This window comes from Acinetobacter sp. YH12094 (genome assembly GCF_013419295.1).
In the GTDB taxonomy this organism is placed as follows: Bacteria; Pseudomonadota; Gammaproteobacteria; order Pseudomonadales; family Moraxellaceae; genus Acinetobacter; species Acinetobacter amyesii.
Window position 1 is genome coordinate 25349 of sequence record NZ_VPAK01000023.1, and the last position, 22581, is coordinate 47929.

23 protein-coding genes and 1 pseudogene are annotated in these 22581 nt (G+C 39.1%); 15 read left to right on the forward strand and 9 right to left on the reverse strand.

What is annotated here, in order from left to right; all coding sequences use genetic code 11:
- Positions 1–11: 11 nt before the first annotated feature.
- The 4 genes from FTU34_RS14220 to FTU34_RS14235 form a co-directional block, all read right to left on the reverse strand.
- Positions 12–305 (reverse strand): hypothetical protein, encoded by a 294-nt coding sequence (locus tag FTU34_RS14220; RefSeq protein ID WP_180036002.1) that lies wholly within the window; start codon positions 303–305, stop codon positions 12–14.
- Between the two features lie 166 nt (positions 306–471).
- On the reverse strand, positions 472–828 hold the full coding sequence (locus tag FTU34_RS14225; RefSeq protein WP_180036001.1) for a hypothetical protein: 357 nt from the start codon (positions 826–828) through the stop codon (positions 472–474).
- A 217-nt stretch (positions 829–1045) separates the two neighbouring features.
- On the reverse strand, positions 1046–1792 hold the full coding sequence (locus FTU34_RS14230) for a hypothetical protein (protein ID WP_180036000.1): 747 nt from the start codon (positions 1790–1792) through the stop codon (positions 1046–1048).
- Between the two features lie 88 nt (positions 1793–1880).
- Positions 1881–2579 (reverse strand): 3'-5' exonuclease, encoded by a 699-nt coding sequence (locus FTU34_RS14235; protein WP_168379387.1) that lies wholly within the window; start codon positions 2577–2579, stop codon positions 1881–1883.
- Between the two features lie 625 nt (positions 2580–3204).
- Between FTU34_RS14235 and FTU34_RS14240 the strand changes: the two genes are divergently transcribed.
- The 5 genes from FTU34_RS14240 (at position 3205) to FTU34_RS14260 (ending at position 8437) form a co-directional block, all read left to right on the forward strand.
- On the forward strand, positions 3205–4428 hold the full coding sequence (locus FTU34_RS14240) for an alpha/beta fold hydrolase (RefSeq protein WP_180035999.1): 1224 nt from the start codon (positions 3205–3207) through the stop codon (positions 4426–4428).
- A gap of 156 nt (positions 4429–4584) precedes the next feature.
- Positions 4585–5838 (forward strand): serine hydroxymethyltransferase, encoded by a 1254-nt coding sequence (gene glyA / locus FTU34_RS14245; RefSeq protein WP_180035998.1) that lies wholly within the window; start codon positions 4585–4587, stop codon positions 5836–5838.
- Positions 5839–6000: 162 nt separating this feature from the next.
- The gene (rnk, locus tag FTU34_RS14250; RefSeq protein WP_078192900.1) at positions 6001–6405 is read left to right on the forward strand and encodes a nucleoside diphosphate kinase regulator; all 405 of its coding nucleotides are present in this window, start codon (positions 6001–6003) and stop codon (positions 6403–6405) included.
- 247 nt (positions 6406–6652) lie between these two features.
- The gene (locus FTU34_RS14255; protein WP_180035997.1) at positions 6653–7615 is read left to right on the forward strand and encodes a TauD/TfdA family dioxygenase; all 963 of its coding nucleotides are present in this window, start codon (positions 6653–6655) and stop codon (positions 7613–7615) included.
- A gap of 117 nt (positions 7616–7732) precedes the next feature.
- Positions 7733–8437, forward strand: coding sequence for a Crp/Fnr family transcriptional regulator (locus tag FTU34_RS14260; protein WP_180035996.1), 705 nt, complete (start codon positions 7733–7735; stop codon positions 8435–8437).
- A 60-nt stretch (positions 8438–8497) separates the two neighbouring features.
- On the opposite strand, the gene FTU34_RS14265 is transcribed toward FTU34_RS14260, so the two are convergent.
- Positions 8498–8986 carry a TIGR00645 family protein gene (locus FTU34_RS14265; RefSeq protein ID WP_078189122.1) on the reverse strand — a complete coding sequence of 163 codons (489 nt, stop codon included), beginning with the start codon at positions 8984–8986 and terminating at the stop codon, positions 8498–8500.
- A 327-nt stretch (positions 8987–9313) separates the two neighbouring features.
- Here FTU34_RS14265 and FTU34_RS14270 point away from each other — a divergent pair, with 327 nt between their 5' ends.
- Genes FTU34_RS14270 through FTU34_RS14280 form a run of 3 tightly spaced genes read left to right on the forward strand, consistent with a single transcriptional unit; the run spans position 9314 to position 12214 of the window.
- Positions 9314–10105: a tellurium resistance protein gene (locus FTU34_RS14270; protein ID WP_180035995.1), complete on the forward strand. Its 792-nt coding sequence runs from the start codon at positions 9314–9316 to the stop codon at positions 10103–10105.
- A 16-nt stretch (positions 10106–10121) separates the two neighbouring features.
- Positions 10122–11252, forward strand: a complete 1131-nt coding sequence (locus FTU34_RS14275; protein ID WP_180035994.1) for a toxic anion resistance protein — start codon at positions 10122–10124, stop codon at positions 11250–11252.
- A 41-nt stretch (positions 11253–11293) separates the two neighbouring features.
- Positions 11294–12214, forward strand: coding sequence for a hypothetical protein (locus FTU34_RS14280; protein WP_180036017.1), 921 nt, complete (start codon positions 11294–11296; stop codon positions 12212–12214).
- Positions 12215–12299: 85 nt separating this feature from the next.
- Here FTU34_RS14280 and FTU34_RS14285 read toward each other — a convergent pair whose 3' ends face one another.
- On the reverse strand, positions 12300–12908 hold the full coding sequence (locus FTU34_RS14285) for a DsbA family protein (RefSeq protein ID WP_180035993.1): 609 nt from the start codon (positions 12906–12908) through the stop codon (positions 12300–12302).
- A gap of 447 nt (positions 12909–13355) precedes the next feature.
- Between FTU34_RS14285 and ahpF the strand changes: the two genes are divergently transcribed.
- Entirely contained in the window at positions 13356–14921 is a 1566-nt protein-coding gene (gene ahpF / locus FTU34_RS14290; RefSeq protein WP_180035992.1) for an alkyl hydroperoxide reductase subunit F, read from the forward strand.
- A 282-nt stretch (positions 14922–15203) separates the two neighbouring features.
- Here the strand turns inward: ahpF and FTU34_RS14295 are convergent, their stop codons facing one another.
- The 3 genes from FTU34_RS14295 to FTU34_RS14305 all read right to left on the reverse strand — a co-directional run bounded on the left by FTU34_RS14295 (position 15204) and on the right by FTU34_RS14305 (position 17359).
- Positions 15204–15458: a YfhL family 4Fe-4S dicluster ferredoxin gene (locus tag FTU34_RS14295; protein ID WP_078194533.1), complete on the reverse strand. Its 255-nt coding sequence runs from the start codon at positions 15456–15458 to the stop codon at positions 15204–15206.
- Positions 15459–15467: 9 nt separating this feature from the next.
- Positions 15468–16862, reverse strand: a complete 1395-nt coding sequence (gene yegQ, locus FTU34_RS14300) for a tRNA 5-hydroxyuridine modification protein YegQ (protein WP_111885358.1) — start codon at positions 16860–16862, stop codon at positions 15468–15470.
- Positions 16863–16942: 80 nt separating this feature from the next.
- The gene (locus FTU34_RS14305) at positions 16943–17359 is read right to left on the reverse strand and encodes a Cd(II)/Pb(II)-responsive transcriptional regulator (protein ID WP_078194531.1); all 417 of its coding nucleotides are present in this window, start codon (positions 17357–17359) and stop codon (positions 16943–16945) included.
- A 76-nt stretch (positions 17360–17435) separates the two neighbouring features.
- Between FTU34_RS14305 and FTU34_RS14310 the strand changes: the two genes are divergently transcribed.
- The 6 genes and pseudogenes from FTU34_RS14310 to FTU34_RS14335 all read left to right on the forward strand — a co-directional run bounded on the left by FTU34_RS14310 (position 17436) and on the right by FTU34_RS14335 (position 22531).
- The gene (locus FTU34_RS14310) at positions 17436–18071 is read left to right on the forward strand and encodes a cation transporter (protein WP_180035991.1); all 636 of its coding nucleotides are present in this window, start codon (positions 17436–17438) and stop codon (positions 18069–18071) included.
- Positions 18072–18358: 287 nt separating this feature from the next.
- Positions 18359–18922 (forward strand): TetR/AcrR family transcriptional regulator, encoded by a 564-nt coding sequence (locus FTU34_RS14315; protein WP_180035990.1) that lies wholly within the window; start codon positions 18359–18361, stop codon positions 18920–18922.
- A gap of 691 nt (positions 18923–19613) precedes the next feature.
- Positions 19614–19853 (forward strand): hypothetical protein, encoded by a 240-nt coding sequence (locus FTU34_RS18135; RefSeq protein WP_373686507.1) that lies wholly within the window; start codon positions 19614–19616, stop codon positions 19851–19853.
- A 103-nt stretch (positions 19854–19956) separates the two neighbouring features.
- Positions 19957–21792, forward strand: a pseudogene (locus FTU34_RS14320) (type VI secretion system Vgr family protein).
- 5 nt (positions 21793–21797) lie between these two features.
- Entirely contained in the window at positions 21798–22061 is a 264-nt protein-coding gene (locus tag FTU34_RS18140) for a DUF2345 domain-containing protein (protein ID WP_373686508.1), read from the forward strand.
- Positions 22062–22237: 176 nt separating this feature from the next.
- Positions 22238–22531 (forward strand): hypothetical protein, encoded by a 294-nt coding sequence (locus FTU34_RS14335; protein ID WP_180035988.1) that lies wholly within the window; start codon positions 22238–22240, stop codon positions 22529–22531.
- Positions 22532–22581: the final 50 nt, after the last annotated feature.

Below are 22581 nucleotides of genomic sequence, written 5' to 3' on the forward strand. Positions count from 1 at the left end.
GAAATAGAACTTTAAGCTGTTTGATCTGCTTTAAATTGATTCAAGATATAAGACAGTAACTGATAGCGTGTCATCGGGTTGCTAGAAGACAGTTCAACATCTTGTTTACGCACTTGAATTTCTTGAGTTAAAACTCCAGCTTGAAAACGTTGCACGATCATATGATCTTTTGATACATCATGGTCGGTCAGCACTAGTTTGGGTCCAATGTGCAGATGTCCAATCGCATCTAGACATTGTTCAAGGCTGCTATATAGGTTGAAAAGGATGAGTGCCTGATCATTAGAATAATTGGCTAAATTCATTTTTATTATCCATGGTCAAAAATTATTGAGCAGGAATAGTGTATACGAATTAAGCAATATTAATCTGTATGGATTATTTTTCATTTAATTTCTATCTAGCTAACTTTGGTTAAATCATTGAGACAGCTTAAATCTTTATGAAAAATAAGTTGGAATTCGCTTTAAATTAAAGCGGCTTGAATACCAATGGGACATCATAACGGGCAAATTCTTCAATGATACTGTTTAAAACCAATTGAGCTTGAGGTTCCGCTGCTGTAAAGGTGAGTTCTTGGTTCGTTTGGCTGTTGAAGCATTCGACTTGTTCTATACGCCAAATCGTTTCAATGGCTGTATTTTGAATGACCACACGTCGAGGTTGTAATTCGTCACTAATTTTTCGTGGCATGACATAGGTAATGGCCAATTGAACATCGGGCAATTCGTCTGGTGAGGTTAAGAATGTAAACACCCAATTGCCAATTTTGCTGAGTTGCATAGGATTATCGAAAGGATCAAATTCTAAACAAAACTGTTGTGACATTGACATGCTCAAACACTAGGAGATCGGTTTTATTCTTGCGATTTTTTACTGTTGATTGACATTAGGGGAAGGTCGTATAAAACAGCAGTTAAAACCATAAAAGAAATAAGTGAATCTGTAAAGTTAATAAAATTCAATTCTTTATATTGATATGTGTGAAGAATAACTCACCTCATTAAGTTGTTTTTTGAATGAGAAGTGAGGAAAAGTCTCTAAGTTAAATCAGTTGTTGCAGATTTTTTAGACTGTAATTAATTTGCTGTAATGCATGTTGTAAGAGTTTAGGTTGAATATTGGATTCATTTAGACAGGTGATCCATTGCATCTGACAGGCTTTTAATTCTGCAATGTCCGTGGCCTGTTGAATATTAAGCATTAATTTTTTTGCCATCAGTCCACAATAACGCTGTAAGTAACTGCACATAAAATTCTGTAACTCATCAAAATCGTGCTCGATGAAATCAATGATTTGTTCTGCTAAAACAGGGTTGTTTGATGTTGTGTTTTCAGGTGTGGCTTGATTAAATTGATGGGATATAAAGCCCATTGCATCCATAGGTAGGGAGGTCGTCAGTGCGTACTGTGAATGAATCTGAGGAACTTCCATCGTAGGAATTGAAAGTTCATTAAAAGTCACATGTTCTTGCGCTGTGAGATCAGATGCAGGGCTAAGGTTATTGAGATCGGACGTATTGCTAGGCGCTTTTTTAGGAGTATTAAAACCAGAAAAATCTGAGCTTTGAAGGCGTAGATGATCATGTGCTGTAATTGGCTGAATCAGCCCAAGTTCCATTAGTTGCTCGAGCAATGTCTCTTCAGCAATCCGCTGCTGATAATGCACTGGCATTTGGTTAAAGTCATCACTACCAATTAAGAGTAGCAGACGACGTTGTCTTGCATTTAATGCGAGCTGTCGGTCTTTTAAAGTTTGAAAACCCAGCTCAGTTTTTTGATAGTTGAACATGCCTTAATTCCATAGCTCAAAAGAATTAAGGCAATCCTATGCAGTGATAATGACAGTAATATTAAGAAAATATTAAACAATCAATGATTTATAGAGTAATGACAGCAGAGTTTTCTAAAGCTTTACGCAAATAAGGGTCTAAGTCATCTTGACGTAATAGCCATTGCACATAGTCCGCAGGTAATTCTGCAATTGCGGTACCACGGTGTTTACCAAAATTAATACTGCGTGGAATGCGAGCATCTTCCGAAGCTTCGTATAATTCTTCGATGCTGTTGATTTTTAAGTGATGGACAATATGCATCAAAATATTGGCAGTTAAAATGATATCCATATCTGCGCGGTGAGCTTTACGGATCATTTCACGGGCTTTTTCACTGCCTTTGGTGATCATATATATCAAGGCAGAAATATTATGCGCTTCTGCATCAGGCCAAACACGACGAGCTAGCGCAAGGGTACAAATGGCTTTAATTTTTGAACCATCTACACCGCATTTTTCGAGCGCTCGAATATCGTAGTCGATATTATGCCCAATGATATATGTCGTCTCTGATGGGAGTTCAAAACTGCTGTAGTGGGGCTGACCTTCAAGATCTGATTCTAAAATATGATGTACAGCCATTGCTGCAAAAGAAATAGCTTCATCACAACGATATAGTTGATCAAAAATTTTAGATTTATCTAAGGTGATTTTGGCATCTGCCACCTGAATTGGAGCATAGGCAATCTCGATGGGTTGTCCATTTAGTGTATGGGTTTCTGTGTCGAGAATGATGGCTTGCATGTCCAGTTCCAGCATGTTGAATAATGTTTATGAATGTACATGATCACATCCACACTGACAAACCCATGCTGTGATTATTTGTAGGAATATTATGAAGATGGCTGCGCAGTGTTTAAATAATCTGCTTTTATCGCATCTGCCGAAATAAAACCTTTACAGCGGGATAAAGCTAAATCATCTTCTAAATCGACTTATTTTAAAGGCTTTTGTCCATCGTGATATCCAAAAATGTCGCTAAGTGGATTAAGCACTAGAGTATGTTCACGATCAATGGCATGGTGGTTTTTCGGCTTTACTTTTGTGCATATGTTTGTGTAGTTGGCAGGGGGTACAGCATTTTTGTTGATTTTACATTTTGCTTTAACCTCCGAAAAATAGCCCAATCTGTATCCAATGATCAGAAATATAAGTTCAGCCATTTTTCTGAGATCGGGGTGGCTGATTTATTTGAATGCTGTTAATCCATATCGAGCTAAAACAAAGTTTTAGTTCTATATTAATTTGATAAATTAAAATAAGAGTAGTTGCTTAAAAATTAGGCTTGAACAAAAGTTTGTTCCATGTATTTAATGATTCATATTCAATGAAAAATTGACTTAAAAACAACAAACAAAAGGATCATGGAATGAAAATGCTGCGTTTAACGGTTTTAGTCAGCTGTATGCTATTTTTAGCAGCCTGCGGTAATGATAGTAATGACCAACAATTTAGTAATCCTGAAACAAATGCTGATCTCAATCAGATCAAAAATCCGGTGGTAACTACAACAGCCTATAGTCAAGACAATATGCCTGCTGTGAGTGCAGACAGCCGATTGATGACCTATAAAATGCTAGGAGTAGATGGCAAAGTTGTTCAAGCCACAGCCTTAGTCTTTACCCCAAAAACAGTTGCTCCGGCAGGTGGTTGGAAAATTGTGGCTTGGGCACATGGAACGACAGGTGTGGCTGATAAATGCGCTCCGAGCCGACAAGGTTTGCAAGGTACTGAATATTTATTGCAAATGTTATTGGCAAAGGGTTATGTCGTTGTGGCACCCGATTATGAAGGATTAGGGGAACCTAGTGGACGTGAAAACCATCCTTATCTGAATCTAAAAAGTGAAGCCTTTTCGATTACCGATGCCGTTGTCGCTGCTCGAAGTTACTTAACCAGTCAAGGTAAAACGGTGTCGAAGGATTGGCTTTCGATCGGACACTCTCAAGGTGGTCAAGCCGTATTAGGTGCAGCTGAATTCGCATCGCGTGCTGACTTAAATTATAAGGGAACGATTGCCATAGCACCTGCAAATAATCTTGCGCTCATTCTTGACGCAGGCGAGAAGTTAGCTGTAGGTAAACCTGCAACCGTGCAAAGTATGATTTATGCACCTTTAGACAGTTTTACTGCGCAGATCATTGCGGGTATGCAAGGGCATAAAAACAGTGTGGATTATTCAAAAGTATTTAGTGGACATCTGGCTGCGATTGCACCTCAGGCTGAAACAGTGTGTTCAGGCGAGTTAACCAAGTTAATTCAAGATGACATGCTCAGTTATGCGAGTCAGAACACGACTTTGGATAACTATGGCCGCACGCAGTCTGATTTCTTAACTTTAAAACAAATTCAAACTTTTATGAATGATGGTTCGCAGCCTCTAACTAAAGTCGTGAAAACACCGATCATCATTTATCAAGGTAAAGCCGATCAAACTATTCCAGCAGATGCAACTAAATTTATGATTAGCCTTGCTAAGCCGGGAACATCAATTGACTATCGTGAGCAAGAGACAGCAAATCATATTAGTATTTATACGAATAATCTGGCAAATTTTGTGCAAGATGTAGAGACTCTCATGCCAAATCAATAAGTTGATTTGACTTAAATAATGCTCGTGCAAATTCAACACGGGCATTATTTATTTAAAAACAGCACAAACTTCCCTCTCTCATTTCTAAAACTTCATGCTACAATACGCGCCAATCTTAGCACGGCTTAAAAGCCCTAATTTAATAGGACCTCGCTAATGTTTGCCAACACCTCTATTGCTCAATTTGACCCTGAATTAGCTCAAGCGATCTCGAATGAAGATGCTCGCCAAGAAGCGCACATTGAGTTAATCGCTTCAGAAAACTACTGTTCACCTGCAGTAATGGAAGCTCAAGGTTCAAAACTTACTAACAAATATGCAGAAGGCTACCCTGGTAAACGCTACTATGGCGGTTGCGAGTATGTAGACGTGATCGAACAATTGGCCATTGACCGTGCTAAAGAATTGTTTGGTGCAGATTATGCAAACGTTCAACCACACGCTGGTTCACAAGCAAACTCTGCAGTTTACCTTGCGCTACTTAACCCAGGCGATACTGTTTTAGGTATGAGCTTGGCTCACGGTGGTCACTTGACTCACGGTGCTAAAGTTAGCTTCTCTGGTAAAACTTACAACGCAATTCAATACGGTTTGAACCCAGAAACTGGCGAAATCGACTATGAAGAAGTTGAACGTTTAGCTGAAGAACACAAGCCAAAAATGATCGTGGCTGGTTTCTCTGCGTATAGCCAAGTTGTTGATTGGCAACGTTTCCGAGATATCGCGGACAAAGTTGGTGCTTACTTATTCGTAGATATGGCTCACGTAGCTGGTCTTGTTGCTGCTGGTGTTTACCCAAGCCCAGTACAAATTGCTGACGTAACTACAACGACTACACATAAAACACTTCGTGGTCCACGTTCTGGTTTAATTCTTGCGAAAGCAAATGAAGAAATCGAGAAAAAATTACAATCAGCTGTATTCCCTGGCAACCAAGGTGGTCCTTTAGTTCACGCTGTAGCGGCTAAAGCGATCTGCTTCAAAGAAGCAATGGCGCCTGAATATAAAGCTTACCAACAACAAGTTGTTAAGAATGCGCAAGCAATGGCTGAAGTTTTAATCGAACGTGGTTATGATGTTGTTTCTGGCGGTACTAAGAACCATTTGTTCTTATTATCTTTAATTAAACAAGACATTACTGGTAAAGATGCCGATGCTTGGTTAGGTGCTGCTCACATTACTGTGAACAAAAACTCAGTACCAAACGATCCACGTTCTCCATTCGTGACTTCTGGTATCCGTATCGGTACTCCTGCTGTAACAACACGTGGTTTTGGTGAAGCTGAAGTACGTGACCTTGCAGGCTGGATCGCTGACGTTCTAGACAGCAAAGGTGACGAAGCTGTGATTGCTACAGTGAAAGAAAAAGTTGCTGCTGTTTGCGCTAAATTCCCAGTTTACGCAAAATAAGTCTGACTTGAGAAAGCCCCCTCAAGGGGGCTTTTTTTTTATGTCATCAGAAAAATTCAAAAGTTATCTAAACATTTATATTTCTGATATAACGGAATAAGAGATAACAAAAAATTTGCCCATCGCTATAGATCTGTTGGCAAGGTCGCAAAGGAACTTTATATGAAAAAACCCAATATTATTCTTTCAGAACAAGATTTACATCGCTTAGAAACCATGTTGGAGCATCAGTCTAAGTTGACGCCGACGATGGAGCATTTGGAAGATGAGATGGCGCGCGCTGAAGTGGTTGCTCCACAAGATGTCCCTGCCAATGTGGTGAGTATGAATGCCAAAGTTCTCATTAACATTGCACCTGCCACAGAAGCAACCGAAATTACACTGGTCTATCCACATGATTTTCGTGGCGATAAAGGTCAAGTCAATGTTTTGGCTCCAGTGGGCGCTGCCATTTTAGGTTTGGCTGAAGGGCAGGAAATAGAATGGCCGCAGCCTGATGGTCATACCATGAAAGTCAAAATCATTAAAGTGCTCTATCAACCTGAGCGTGAAGGGAATTATCTATAATTCCGCTGTGATATACAGATAAAATCCGCACACAAAGCCATCGATACCGATGGCTTTTTTATTTTTTCTTTATTGCATTTTTAGATATGAAATGTGCAAATGTTGTTAAGCAGATTTCATCACAACCATAGCAGTTTAACTTGGGAAAACTGTCAAAGAATTGACAGAGTCATGGGCACGAAGTCGGCACACTGTATTTCAACAACACCATCGTTGCTTAATAATTTGAAGAATAAGGTAGAGCCCTATGACACAATTAGAATCGAATCATTACAATCCAGACTATCAATATCAGCATATTGAAGTAAAACCTGTAACCGGTCGTATTGGTGCCGAAATTTCTGGCATTCAGTTGTCTGGAAATTTAGACAAAAGCGTGGTCGATGAATTTAATCATGCACTATTAAAATATAAAGTTGTATTTGTGCGTGGACAGCAAGATCTCACAGATCTAGAACAAGAAGCCTTTGCACGACTTTTAGGAAATCCGTTGAATCACCCAAGTGTGCCACTCAAAGATGGTACAGCACATACTTTGTCAATTGACTCACGTGGTGGGCGCGCAGATTCGTGGCATACCGATATTACGTTTTTGCCCAATTATCCTAAAGCCACAATTTTAAGAAATGTAGTTGCACCTGAACATGGTGGCGATACGGTTTGGGCCAATACCGTGACCGCTTATGAAGATTTAAGTCCTGAGCTGCAAAAGTTGGCGGAACAATTACGCGCGGTGCATAGCAACAGTTATGACTATGCGGCGCCGAAAGGTCAGTACAATGAAGAAGGTCGCCACTTATTCCGTACAGCGGTAGAAGTAGAAACCGAGCATCCTTTGGTGCGTGTACATCCTGAAACAGGTGAAAGAAGTTTGGTGTTGGGTCACTTCTTTAAACGCTTCATTGGATATAGTCCGGCACAGTCACGACGCCTATTTGAACTCTTTCAAGAGCAAATCGTGCAATGGGAAAATATTGTGCGTTGGCGCTGGGCGGTTGGTGATGTTGCGATTTGGGATAATCGTGCGACGCAACACCGTGCCATCAATGACTATGGGGACGCACTGCGTATCGCCTCACGTGTCACTATCGAGGGCGATGTGCCTGTCGATGTAAATGGTCAGCCGAGTACTGTACTGAAAAATATTCAAAACACCGACATTTCAAACTTGCGCTCTGAAGCTGGCCGTATTTATGAGAAAGCATCTTAAGTATGAGAGCGTCATTTAAAACAGCATAAAAACAGATAAATAATGCGAAAAACAATGGTTTTACATTTTTCAGCACTTGCCTAAGATCAATGAGATCTTAGGCATTTTTTTATAGACGTGAGCGATCAAAAGAACACCGCCCAACAGCATTTGTTGCAAATTTTGCGTAATGAAGACATCTTTCAGGGCTTTAGCGATCAGACTTTAGAACAGCTTGTGCAACAGGTGAAATATTCACGGTTTCATGCACAGCAACACATCTTAAAACAACAACAAATCGTGCAAGATATTTATATTTTACTTTCAGGTACGCTACAAATTGGTTGGTTGCAAAATAATGGTGAATTGATTGTAAATGACTATATTCGTCGTCAGTCGGTATTTAATTTTGTCGCAGTCTTACAACAAAAGCCGTTGAATTATGATTATTTTGCTGCGACACATGTCGAGGTGGCGTTCATTTCTGGAACAAGGTTTTTAGCGGTTTTACAGCGTGATCCGCAGGCGCTTTGGAATGTCGTGCAATCTCTCAGTCGACGCATGTATTTGATGTTTGAGCATAATCGTTATTTGAGAACAGCAACGCTAGAGCAGCGTATTGCTAGACATTTGATTCGACTCTATGAGCAATATGGATGTCGGCAGGAAATTCCCCTGAAACTCAGTCAGCAGGAATTTGCAGAGTCTTTTAATATTTCACGCCAAACGTTGAATAAACATCTGCAGCAATTTGTTCAAATACAGGTGATCGCGTGGAATTATGGACAAATCGTGATCTTGGATCTTGATCGTTTAAGGCGAATGAGTGAACTTGATGAATAACTGGATTTAAAATTTGACGAGAAGCCATAATCGCAAAAGGTTTCATTGACCTTACTTAGATTAGTGCTTACTGATTTTATCCAAATAACCCATCATAAAAGCAGAAAAAACAAAGGTTAAATGCATGATGATGTACCACATGATTTTGTCATTGGGGATGTTTTTCGCATCCATAAAAATACGCAATAAATGAATCGAAGAAATTGCCACGATTGATGCTGCAACTTTGAGTTTTAATGAATTGGCATCCATGGTGCCGAGCCAGTTCAAGCGATTGGTCGATTCATTAATTTTTAATTGCGAAACAAAGTTTTCATAGCCTGAAAACATCACCATTACAATCAGTCCGCCCACCATAGTCATATCGACCAAAGAGAGGATGACTAAAATCAGGTCAGCTTCTGAATATTCTAGAATATGCGGAAGGACATGAATGACTTCTTGGAAAAATTTAATCGCGAGCAGTAGCAGTGCAAAGGATAAACCAAAGTACACGGGAGCCAGAATCCAACGTGCTGCATACATTGTGTTATGGAAAAAACGTTCCATTTAAGCCTCTAAATTTATTGATCTAATATTTGGTTCTAAAGTATATGGATTAAATTTTACGATAATTTTGATAATAATTCATGTAGAGTCAGTTGTTTAATTTAAATCTAGATTGAATCTTTGGGTATCTTAAGCTTGAATTCATATATGTAGGTCATCATATCCATTGAAATGATGCTGTATAGCTGCTTAGGCGGTTCTATAGGCAACGGTTGAATTTGATGGCGAAATTTGACTGATGAAATAGATGTATTTTTTGCAAAATACTACAAGACTTTTATGGCAAAACTTGTAGTATAAAAATGATTTTATTGAGTTTAATTGGCTATGTCACAAATTGATGTATTGGTGCCGTTAAAGGATATTACGGTAGATCGGGCGGAAGTGCTTTCGATTAAGCGGAATGACCTTGTGCCATTACTGACCGATCAATATCGTCTAAATCATTATGCAGATCAATTAATTCAAGCACAGTCGGTGCTGCTAGACGGTGTTGACCCTCAGTTGACGAAACAACTTAGTCAAACTATTGAACAGTTGATTCAAGCTCTAGCCAATTCAAAAAAATATTTAAAAAGACGCAAATTTAATTCCTTGCAAAAATGGTTAGGCATCGATTTGGAATATGGTTCAGGACAAGTTGAATATTATAAAAATCTAGATCAATTACTTGATCGGGCAAATCATCTGAGCCAAAAACTACAGTTAGAAATTCAAAAGTCCCAAGCACGTTTTAATCAACTACAAGGCTTACGTGAGCAAATGGCGCGCTATATCGTCGCGGCTGAAGAGTTCTTGGTGGAATACCCACAGTTTGTGAAAAATCAGCATCCGCTTGACAACTTTGCAGAACGTTTATCGAAAAAGGTGAATACGTTGCAAACCTTACAAGCCAGTAATGATATTGCAATTACGCAAATGCAGCTTTCTCAGCAGCTTTCTTTTGAATTATTAGATCGATATAAGGAAGCTCAGCAGGTGTTGATTCCAGCATGGCAATATCATGTGAAACAAAGTCGTCAAAGTAACTCGACAAGTTCATTGGAAAAGCTTGATAATAGCCGTGAAAATTTGATTAAAACTTTAAAAAAATCATTAGAGAATTCCTCTAAGTCTTAGAAATATAAGGTGAGTTATGACCGATTTAGATGCCAAAAATTTACCCGTTGAAGTAAGCAAAGAGTTGACTGAAGAAAAGTTTCAGCAACTCAATTTGCAGGAAATTGGCTTACAAACTTCCGATTTTCACGAAGTCGAAGCTGCACGTAAGGAATTGGCAGATTTAAGTCATAATAGTGTTGCTGAATATGGTAAAAACATTGCCACCAAGACGTCGACCTATACCGATGAATTATTAAATTTGGTGCAAAATAAAGATCTAGATGCGACAGGTCAAAAGCTCAATCAGGTTGTACAAGTCGCACAGCAGCTAAACACTACGAGCATTTTAAATAAATCTAAAAGCTCAGGATTTTTTGGTGGTTTACTGAGTAAATTTAAAGGTGCCAAGCAAAGTTTTGATCAGCACTTTAATACCACCAAAGAGCAAATTGATGCGTTGGTTAAAGAAATTGAAACTTCGCAAAATGGCTTAAAAACGCGTGTAAATACCTTAGATAAAATGTTTGAAGGCGTACAAGACGAATATAAACAATTAGGGGTGTATATCGCCGCAGGTAAGTTGAAAGAGCAAGAAATTCAACAGGAAATTGCAAGCTTAACCACTCAAGTTCAAGATCAAACCACTACGCAAAAAATCTATGACCTCAATCATTTGGCAAATAATCTTGAAAAACGTGTGAGTGATTTACAGATCTTGCAACAGTCTGCGATGCAGACCTTGCCGATGATTCGTATTATTCAATCCAACAATTTGATGTTGGTTGATAAATTTTATGCTATTAAAAATATCACCTTACCGGCTTGGAAAAACCAAATTAGCTTGGCGATTTCATTGCAAGAACAAAAGAACAGCGTGCAATTGGCAAATAGCATTGATGATGCGACCAATGACCTATTAAAACGCAATGCAGATTTGTTGCATCAAAACTCTGTCGATACAGCGAAAGCCAATCAGCGTTCAGTGATTGATATCGAAACACTTGAACATGTGCAAAATACCCTCATTAAAACCGTTAATGATGTGATTCAAATTCAGAAAGAAGGTGTACAAAAGCGTGAAGAAGCGACGACACGTATTCGTGCCTTACAAAACAATTTGAATCATTTAGTAATTCAATCGAGTGGTTCAAACCCTTCTTCATAAACTGTGAGGGAGGTGAAAATATAATCTGAAGGAGTATGTCATTGCCTCCCATTGATGAATATGCGCTAAATCCGCAGCAACTGGAAACAGGGCTTCAAACCATTAAGAAGCGTCAACGTAATTTGACGTTATTGACTTTAACCAGTGTTTCTGTGCTGATCGTTTCAGCTGTGATGTTGTTTATTCAGCATGATATGGTTTATAGCTTTTTTGGCCTAAGTTCTAGCGTACAGCAACTGCATATTCCCGTTAGTGCAGGTGATTTGACATATCAACTCGGTGAGTCTTCCGACTATTTTTTAAACTTTTTATCCTTTATTGGCTGGTTATTTCTAAAACTCATCGTTTCATTTATTGGCGCATTTTTCTTGGTTGGTTTTCTAAAAAAATTTCAATTTTTTAGAATTCGATTCCAATCTTTTGTATTGAAATTTGTTGGCTGGATTTTATCGTTTATCGTGCTTTGGTCAGGCTTAACCTATGTGCAATATGACCTTAATCATGATGATCGTGCAGCAGATCAAAAATTGGTACATTATGAAAAAAATATTCAGGAAAGCCAGCTGGCTTTCGAGATGGAAGATGCACAATTGGCAAAACCTGTGCAAGACTATTTACTTGCACAAGCTGCTTTGATGCATAAGCCTGTAGATCGTGCGACAGCAATTCCTTTGGTGCAATCCTTAATCAATACCGAGCAACAAAATCCAGCAAAATTCCGTGAATACGGTTTTCAGCCTGAACAGCTCTGGGCGATGCAAAATCAGCTATTTGATAAAACCATGACACCGATGGCGCAAAGCGTGGAAAAACAAGTTCAGCAAGCCAATGTAGTAGAAGTTATTGTACGTTGGGTGTTGATCGTCGTGATAGTACTCACGCTGATTTTGAGCTTAATTTTGTATCTGCTTTCTCAGCAGTTCAAATCACGGATTATTCGAATTGAGCAGGGACTTCATTAACAGGCCTATTCACTTTTTAGATCATGGCATTGCTCAGAATAAAAATCCCCATCACATAGTATGGGGATTTTTGATATTAGGTAGATTAACTTGCGCGATGAAAAAGTTGTCGAAGTTCCTGTGTAGAAAAAGTCTGATCATTTACTTCGCCATCCACAAGGTAAAAAGGAATGGGGTGTTGTCCCTTTGATTTTACATACTGTGTAATTTCATGCTGACGGTCTGCAATATCTTTATGTTGAATTGAGCGCAGTACTTTTGAGCCATCTAAACCAATGCCTTCAATAATGCTTTTTAAAACGTGAATATCAGCAATATTTTGACCGTGTGCAAATAATGCATGGAATAAGGCTTGAGTCAGGGCATATTGATCCAAAATATTGTCCAAGGCCAAAATAGCTTGATGAGCTAGTTGACTGTTTGGCATACGTTTCATGTGCTCAATATTGACAATCACATCTTCGCTATAAGCAGCAAACTTTGTCATTTCGAGTTTTCGATTTGCTGCACTTGCGCCATACTTATTGGTTAAATACTGCAGCACATCTAAGCCTTGTTCAGGAATTTCAGGAACGCGTTGAATCGGCAATAGCTCTACACGGGTTGCTGTATGTTCATTCCAGTTTTGTTTTAACTTTTGAAATGCGACATAACTCATGGGATAAACAATATCAAAGACAAATTCAATTTTCATTATTCTGCTCACTGTTGATTTTATACTTGTAGATCGATGGCTGATTGATGCAAGGGATTGATTGCGGCTTTATTGATAGAAATCAAAAGCAGTCAAATCATCTGATATTTCATTTGATTTAAAGCCGACTTGCTGAAATGAAACTTAAAGCTTTATAAAGGTTTTGTAATTGATCAGGTCGTGCGTATGTCTTGCATGCGTATGTCTTGCATAGGCTTGGTGTAATTTCAATAAAAAAGAAAAAAATGAGGAATTTGTCACTATATATGTGTACGAATAAATCATTTTAATGTTAATATGCGAACATATATTCATGATTTAGAAAGAAATTTAATCATTTAATTTGAAAAACCGATTAATTTTATAAAAACAAACCGTTTCACCTATTTAATGGTTTGTTCTATCATTCTCTCATCAAATAAATTTACTCCTCTGGAGACGTTAGCAATGTTAGATCAAAATACTTCTGCTCAATTAAAAACCTTACTTGAACGCCTTGAAGGCCCGATTGAAATCGTCGCGACTTTAAACGGCACTGACAAATCAGACAAAATTAAAGAATTGGTAACTGAAGTTGCTGCTTTATCTGATTTAGTGACTGCACGTTTTGACGGTAACAACAGCCGTGCTCCAAGCTTTGGTATTGCAAAAGCAGGTGAAACTCCACGCGTATTCTTCGCAGGTCTACCGATGGGCCACGAATTCACTTCTTTGATTTTGGCATTGTTACAAACTTCAGGTTATGCACCGAAAGTTTCTGACGAAGTACTGAACACCATCAAAGGTCTAGGTCTTAAAACTGACTTTGATGTGTTTGTATCTTTAAGCTGCCATAACTGTCCTGACGTGGTTCAAGCACTTAACTTGATCGCAATTTACAACCCAGGTACAACTGCAACCATGATTGATGGTGCATTCTTCCAAGACGAAGTGGAAGAACGCAAAATCATGGCTGTACCAATGGTATTCCAAGACGGCAACCACATCGGTCAAGGTCGTATGACCTTGGAAGAAATCATTGCCAAATTAGACACCAACTCTGCTGCAAAAGATGCTGAAAAGCTAAATGCCAAAGAAGCATTTGATGTCCTTGTGATTGGTGGTGGCCCTGCAGGTAATACTTCTGCAATCTATGCTGCACGTAAAGGTATCAAAACCGGTATCGTGGCTGAACGCATGGGCGGTCAGGTCATGGATACCATGGACATTGAAAACTTCACGTCGATTCAAAAGACACAAGGTCCTAAGTTTGCTGCTGAAATGGAAGCACATGTACGTGAATACGGTGTGGACATCATGAACTTGCAACGTGTATCTGACATCAAAGGTGCAGATGAAACAGCCAATGGCTTGGTTGAAGTGACTTTAGAGAATGGTGCAAAACTTGAATCTAAAACAGTGATTCTTTCAACTGGTGCACGTTGGAGAGAAATGAACGTTCCGGGTGAACAAGAATACCGTACACGTGGTGTTGCATACTGCCCACACTGTGACGGTCCATTGTTTAAAGGTAAACGTGTTGCGGTGATCGGTGGTGGTAACTCTGGTGTCGAAGCGGCGATTGACCTTGCAGGTATTGTGGAACATGTAACGCTAGTTGAGTTTGATACTAAGCTTCGTGCTGACCAAGTCCTTCAAGACAAGTTAAATAGCTTACCGAACACCACTGTGATCATGAATGCATTGTCTACAGAAGTGGTCGGTGATGGTTCACAAGTGACTGCATTGAACTACAAAGACCGTGCAACTGATGAAATCAAAACGATTGAATTGGCTGGTATCTTTGTACAAATCGGTTTGTTACCAAACACTGATTTCTTAAAAGAAACAGCGGTTGAACTTTCAAACCGTGGTGAGATCGTAATTAACGAGCGCAACGAAACCAATGTGAAAGGTGTATTTGCTGCCGGTGACTGTACAACAGTACCTTACAAACAAATCATCATTGCGACAGGTGAAGGCGCGAAAGCATCATTATCTGCTTTTGATTACATCATCCGTTCGGGTCAATAAAAGAAAGGCCAGTGTGTTTCGAGAAACACACTGGCCGCGCTGAATGTTGTCATTAGAATATTATTTTTCTTAATATTCTCGTTTTATAGGAACTTTGGACGCTAACACCGGAGTTCCTTTTTTTTTTCTGCAAAATTAGGATTCAAAAATGTCCCCACACATTTTGAACCCTATTCGTTGCCCAGCTATTTTTGTTTTACAACCTTATTTTTATACTTTCCCCAAGGTTGTTTCTCTATATAAAGTGGATTAAGCAAGTCTTACGCCAATCACACCATGCATTTAAGATTTAAATAAATTCAAACCCTTAAACTTCTCCAATAAATCAGTTTGGCTTTCGATATGCTCCGGATGCGGAATAATGCACTCAATCGGACAAACTGAAACGCAAGTTTGGTGCTCATAGAAACCGACACATTCAGTACAACGTGCGACATCAATTTCATAAATCTTTGAGCCTTCATAAATGGCATCATTGGGACATTCAGGTAGACACATGTCACAATTGATGCATTTATCTGTAATCAACAAAGCCATAAAGCGAACTCAAGCCTGATACGCTAAAGACGAAGCCGAAATATCTACGGTCGAATTGGGTAAATTACGAATCAGTAAGGCGTAGCGCATATCGACATCGGCAGGCACAGGAATATCCACGATATGACCTGAACCTTTGGCGTCGTTAATTAGATTACCTTTTTTATCTTTCATTTCCGTTAAAACGAAGGTGATGTTGCCTGAAGTGGTCATCAGTTCTAAAGAATCACCCACAACAAAACGGTTTTTCACTTCGATTTTAAGAGAGTCGCCATTGCGTTCTAAGACTTCACCTACAAACTGTTGATGATCAAAACGTGAAGAGCCGGTTTCATAGTTTTGATATTCACTATGTACATGGCGGCGTAAAAAACCTTCGGTATAACCACGATTCGCAAGGCCTTCAAGCTGAGACATGAGAGCAGGGTCAAACGGTTTGCCAGCAAGGGCATCATCGATAGCTTTACGATAAATTTGAGCGGTACGCGCACAGTAAAAGTAAGACTTGGTACGGCCTTCAATTTTTAAAGAATGAATGCCCATTTTGGTTAAACGGTCAACATGCTGTACAGCACGCAAGTCTTTCGAGTTCATGAAATAAGTGCCATGCTCATCTTCTTCGGCAGCAAACATGTCTTCTTCATTGCGTTGTAATAAAACCGGCTCGCCGAATTGGTGTTGTTCTAGGGCGTGTTGCTCATCGGCATTTTTATTATTGCAGCATGATGATTTTTCAATTTGTGTGACTGGAATAACATCACCAGTTTCATCTTCAACTGCATCGTGAATTTTATAATCCCAACGGCATGCATTGGTACATGCACCTTGGTTTGCATCACGTTTATTCATATAGCCAGAAAGTAAGCAACGACCGGAGTAAGCCATACATAATGCACCATGTACGAAAACTTCAATTTCCATATCAGGTACATTGTGTTTAATTTCTTCAATTTCTTCGATTGATAATTCACGTGACAAAATGACACGTGTCAGTCCCATATTTTTCCAAAATTTAACTGTTGCCCAGTTCACCGCATTGGCTTGTACAGACAAATGAATGGACACTTCTGGAAAATGTTCACGCACCATCATGATTAGACCAGGGTCAGACATGATCAGTGCATCAGGATTCATGGCAACCACAGGTTCAAGGTCACGGATGAAATTTTTCAGTTTTGAGTTATGAGGTTGGATGTTTACCACCACATAAAACTTTTTACCTAAGGCATGAGCTTCTTCAATGCCAATTTTTAAATTGTCATGGTCGAAAGCATTATTGCGCACACGTAAGCTATATCGCGGCTGACCTGCATACACGGCATCTGCGCCATAAGCAAAAGCGTAGCGCATGTTTTTCAATGAGCCAGCAGGTGAGAGGAGTTCGGTTACGTGTTGAATCGTCATGTCAATAAAGGCATAAAAAATTTATGGCTTTATTGTAGTGATCTAAAAAAAGGATTCAACCAAGTATTTTAGTTGGGTTTTCAAGATATTCCGTTTTCCAAATGTTTTAAAATTTGGCAATCATTAATTTGACTGGTTTCATTACAACTGGCACGGAGCGTACTTAACTGTATTTTAAAATTTTCTAATTCTTTAATTTTTTCAGAAACTTGACGAATATGATTATCAATTAATTCATTCACGGCATGACAGCTTTGCGTAGGGGATTGCTCAAGTTCAAGCAGGGTTTGAATCTCAGTGAGAGAAATATCGAGGTTTCGACAGCGTTTAATAAAAACCAAACGTTTGTACATTTCTTCATCATAATAACGGTAATTATTGTCTGCGCGGAAGCTAGGTTTCAGCAGTTTTTTCTTTTCATAAAAGCGAATACTGTCAACGCTTACCCCAGATTTGGTGGACAATTCTTTAATCAAATAATGTTTTTGTACGTTCATGCTTGACCTTGGAGTGAGTCCATAGTTTTGAATAAGAATAATACAAATCCATTGATTTTTAAATTGGAGCACATTTATGGCATGTACATGTAGTCATGAGCCAGCACCAAGCAAAACCAACAGTAAATTTCGTATCGCGCTTTGGATAGCCTTAATCATTAACGCCATGATGTTTTTGGTGGAACTGATTGGCGGGGCTTATGCACATTCTTCTGCGCTTTGGGCGGACTCGCTAGATTTCTTTGGTGATGCCGTAAATTATGGAGTTTCATTAGCCGTGCTTGGCGCCAGTTTATATTGGCGTGCAACAGTTGCCTTGGTTAAAGGTTTTGTTATGGCAGCATTTGGGATCGTGGTGATTGCCAAAGTGCTTTATGCTTATGCCAATGGGATCGCACCTGAACCGATCACTATGGGGTTGATTGGTATCTTGGCTTTAGTCGCTAATGTCATCTGTGTATACGTCTTATATGCTTTCCGTGAAGGTGACTCCAATATGCAATCGGTTTGGCTATGTAGCCGTAATGATGCCATTGGTAATGTCGCAGTGATCTTGGCGGCTGTTGGGGTATTTGGTACAGGCAGTCTATGGCCAGATTTGATTGTGGCCGCAATCATGGCAATTTTAGGTTTAATGGGCGGTTATCAGGTGATTCGAAAAGCACGGCAAGAGCGTAAGCAAAAAAATATTCTGAGTACCCCTTGCTCTTAAATCCACCGTTAATGGCATTCATTTCAGCAAGGTTTTTAACGCAGATGAAGAGTCGTTAAGTCGCTAGTTGATATTAAAATAGCAGTCAGTTTTATACTAATTTTTCCTGACTGCTAATTCGGTAAATCTTCTGAAATCAGACAATATTTAATGGGATGCTGAAGTTTTATCTACAGACTCCAATTAAGTTATGCTTTACAATAGCGCGCGAAAATCATGTTTAAAAATTAGGTTTTCTACCTTAAAAGCTTTATGTCTAGGCCCCATTGGTGCATCAGGTAAATTAAATGTCGAAAAAGCAAGACATCATTAACGTTGCGCTCCAACTCTTCAATTCTTATAGCTATAACTCGATTGGTATAGATCGAATTATTGGGGAATCAGGCGTTGCTAAAATGACGTTTTATAAATATTTCCCCTCTAAAGCCAAATTAATTGAAGAATGTCTCGTGATTCGAAATCTTAATTTACAGGAATCACTTGAAGCTGCTATTGCAGAATGTGATCAAGAAGACCATCTTTCGCATATTAAAACCATTTTTGCTTGGTACGATGCATGGTTTCGTACCGCAGATTTTAATGGTTGTATGTTTCAAAAAGCAGTAGAAGAAATATCTAAAGTTTATCCTTCGTCATTACAACCTGCGATCGATTATAAAGAGTGGCTTAAATCAAAACTAAGTACTGCCTTGCAACATCTGGGCATTCAGCAAACTGAACAACTCGCTGCATTTCTGAGTAGTATTTTGGATGGCATGACTATCCAAGCCCAAATTGACCCCAACCAAGTGCATTTAGCAGATTATTGGAAGCGAGTTGAAACCTTAATTCGTTTGGAATTGGCTGCTTAAAATTTGCTTGTAGGCATCGGGGTTTTAAATCTAGCGATGACTTATTTGTATTGATTAACCATCAATTTTTTTCACATGCTTTAAGATTCTAAGAAAATAAAAAGCGCGATTATTTGGGGTAATCGCGCTTTGCTGACAATTGTGCGTTCAAATCATTCACTTTGTTAGCTTAAGTCAATGATTTGAATTTCGAACGTTTTATACGTTTTCTCTCATTTATATTGTTACCCTCTGAATGTTAAATTCATTCGGTTTTTGCAGCAAAATAGACAGACTTGTCTGTTTTTTTTTGAATTATAGGGGATCTTAGGTGAATTACAAGAGAGGAAAGAAAGGTTTGTGTGTTTTTTAATCTAGCTTAAGTTTAAATTAATCCACTATTTTTAAAGATAATATTAAAAATTTGATCATTAAGCTCGATGTAAATTAGATGATAAAACTATTTTTACATTTATGTGAGTGACGCTACGTGTTGGATGCAAGTGCATGGTCTAAGACCATTTTGTGAATATTTTATATGCAAGAAGTATTTAGTGAGTGGGTTCTCAGCTTTTTATTTTTAAGTGAATTTTTGAATCGTGGATTTTACATAACGAAACATCTTCTATGGTTTTAAGCATTAAGTTTATTGATGAATTTGACTAAACTAGCAGCAAAATTATTTCCATGATTACAATTTAGAATTTTTATTATGTTAGGCAAAATATTTGCTGTATTAGAACAATTGGGTCTATCCACCCAAAAACGGGCCATTCATGTGCAATTTTCCAACCCTGCGTTGAATGACGAGCTTTTTATTCAACGTATTGATGGGGAGCATGTCTTAAACCAAGGCCTGCAAGCGACTTTGATTTGCCTATCTACTAATGCACTTATTCCGCTAAAACAATTTATTGGCGCACAAGTTGCCGTTGATCAAGTGACCGATTAGGGCGAACTCTTCCGTACCACGGGTATTATTACCGAAGCCACCCCAAGGGCAGAGTGACGGTTCACTCACGCTATATAAACTCACTTTAGAAGATGCAACATCGCTGTGGCATAAGCGCCGCAACAGCCGTGTGTTTATGAACAAATCGGTGCGTGATGTTAGTGAGACTCTTTTTAAAGAATGGCAAAGCAAAAGTCCGCTCTTTGCTGCCAGTCTAATGCTTGATTTAAGCGGTTTAGGCCAAAACTATGACGTTCGACCTTTCATCATGCAGTCGAATGAAAGCGATTATGACTTTTTAACGCGACTTTGGCGCAGTGAAGGCATTAATTGGCTCATCGATGAAGCACAGTTGAAAGTGCCGCATTCCTCAGCGCAAATTGAAAAACAAAAACTCCGCCTGATTGATGACAATAGCCAATATCAAGCACTCAGCCGTCGTAGTATCCGCTTTCATCGCTCTAGTGCCACAGAAAAACAAGACAGCATCACCAGCTTGATCGGTGAACGTAGCATTCAACCGACTGCGGTCCATGTGCAGCGCTGGCAAGCCGATGGACTGAGCCAAGAAGAAGGCGCAGGTTCAGTTCAAAGTAAACATCAGCATAGCCAAAGCCAAGACAATGCCAGCTTAAGTCTTGAACAAGCATGGCATGTCAGCCCTGCATGGATGCAAGACTTAAAAGGCGAAGACCAAGCTACCGCTTCATCCAATAGCCAAATTGAAAAATTGAATCAAAACCTAACGCGCTATCACGAGCTACAATCGAAAAAATTCAGTGCACAATCGACCGTGCGTGATACCCAAGTGGGTTATTGGTTTGAATTGAATGAACACCCAGAAATCGATCAACACAGTGGTGCAGACAAACAATTTTTAATCACAGGAAAAAAATTCTATAACCAAAATAACTTACCTAAAGACCTCTCTGAACAAGTCAATCAACTGATTGAACAAAGCCAGTGGAATATTAAACCCATCCATGAACAGGCCGAGCGTCAGGCCAATCAGCTCACATTGCAACGCCGCAATATTGCGACCGTTCCTGAATATAACCCACTCGAACACCGTCCAAGTACCCATCCGCAACGCGCTAAAGTCGTTGGGCCAAGCGGTGAAGAAATACATGTCGATGAATGGGGGCGTATCAAAGTCCGCTTCTTATTTACCCGTGGTGATGACCACAGCCATGATGGCGGTGCAGGCAGTAATGACAATGATACGGATTCTGCATGGGTAGATGTGCTTACCCCATGGGCCGGTGAAGGCTATGGTGCACGATTCTTACCGCGCATTAATGAAATCGTGGTCATTGATTTCTTTGACGGCAATATCGACCGACCATTTGTGGTGGGGCGCATACATGAAGCACAGCGCAGTCCAACCCAATTTGATAGTAAAGGCAAACTACCTGACACCAAAAAATTGGCTGGGATTAAAAGTAAGGAAGTACAAGGTGAAGGCTTTGGACAACTGCGCTTTGATGACACGACGGGACAAATCTCAACACAATTACAAAGCACCCATGGTGCCACTCAGCTCAACCTCGGTAACCTCAGTCATCCCAAAGAAACCGCAGAAAGTGAGGGAAGAGGCGAAGGCTTTGAGCTGAGAACTGATCAATAGGGTGCTATTCGAGCTGGTAAGGGATTATTGATTAGTTCTGCGAGTCTAGAAAACGCCAAAGATATACAATTAAATATAAAAGAGTTGTTAACGCAATTAAATGAATCTATAGAAAAACTCAAAAGTTTAGAAAAAAATGCTCGAGTAAGTAAGGCTTTCCAAGATGAAAACTATCAAATTAGTAATGATTTGATTGCTCAAGTAGAAAATAGTCTAGAAAAGTTTGAGCATCCTAATATTCTGCTTAGTACTCCTCAGGATTTTGTTTCTGTAAGTCAAAAAACCAAACTCATGTTGCTAAAGAAAATATAAAAATTATATCGGGTCAACAGTTAGATATAAATTCAAATGGTGAGTTTACTGCTCATGCTGCGAAGGGATTAAGCTTTTATACTCAAGAAAAAGGTATAAATATTGTAGCGGCTCAAGGTGAAATTAAAGTTCATGCACAAAATGATCAAATTGATCTAGCATCTCTCAAGGATTTTAAGATCATGAGTACTGAGAATTCCATTACGATTGCAGCCAAAAAAGAAATTATGCTGACTTGTGGTGGGGGGGGACATAAAAATAAAGACTGACGGTTCTATTGATATTAATAGTCCTGGGCTCGTTGAGGTTAGGTCTGCTCAAGCACAATTTGTCAAAGGTACACGTCATAATTTCCAGCTTCCTAATATTTCTACGAAAATATGTATTCCCTGTTTAATTGATGCCGCTCGAAAAGGTTTACCGTTTGTGTTTAGGGAAATATAGGATGGACATATTACAGTTATCAAAGAAAATTAGTGGTGAAGAATCTAAATATAATTTCTTCCTGTTGATTGATGCAGCTAAAAATTATACTTATATGCGCCATTGGCTTACTTTAAACTATGATAGAAATATCAAATATATAGGTAATTTATTCGATGGAACTTTTGATGATTCTACACCATTAGAATTTTCCCCTTTATTGTTGAATTTAAATAAACTAGAGACCTTTGCACAAACCAGCGACCTACTCTCGACACCAATCTCAAACTCAACTAAAAACTGGAATTGGTGTTAAAAGATAGAAAAAGTCACCGAATTGGCATAACACTCTCCTAAATTGCAGTT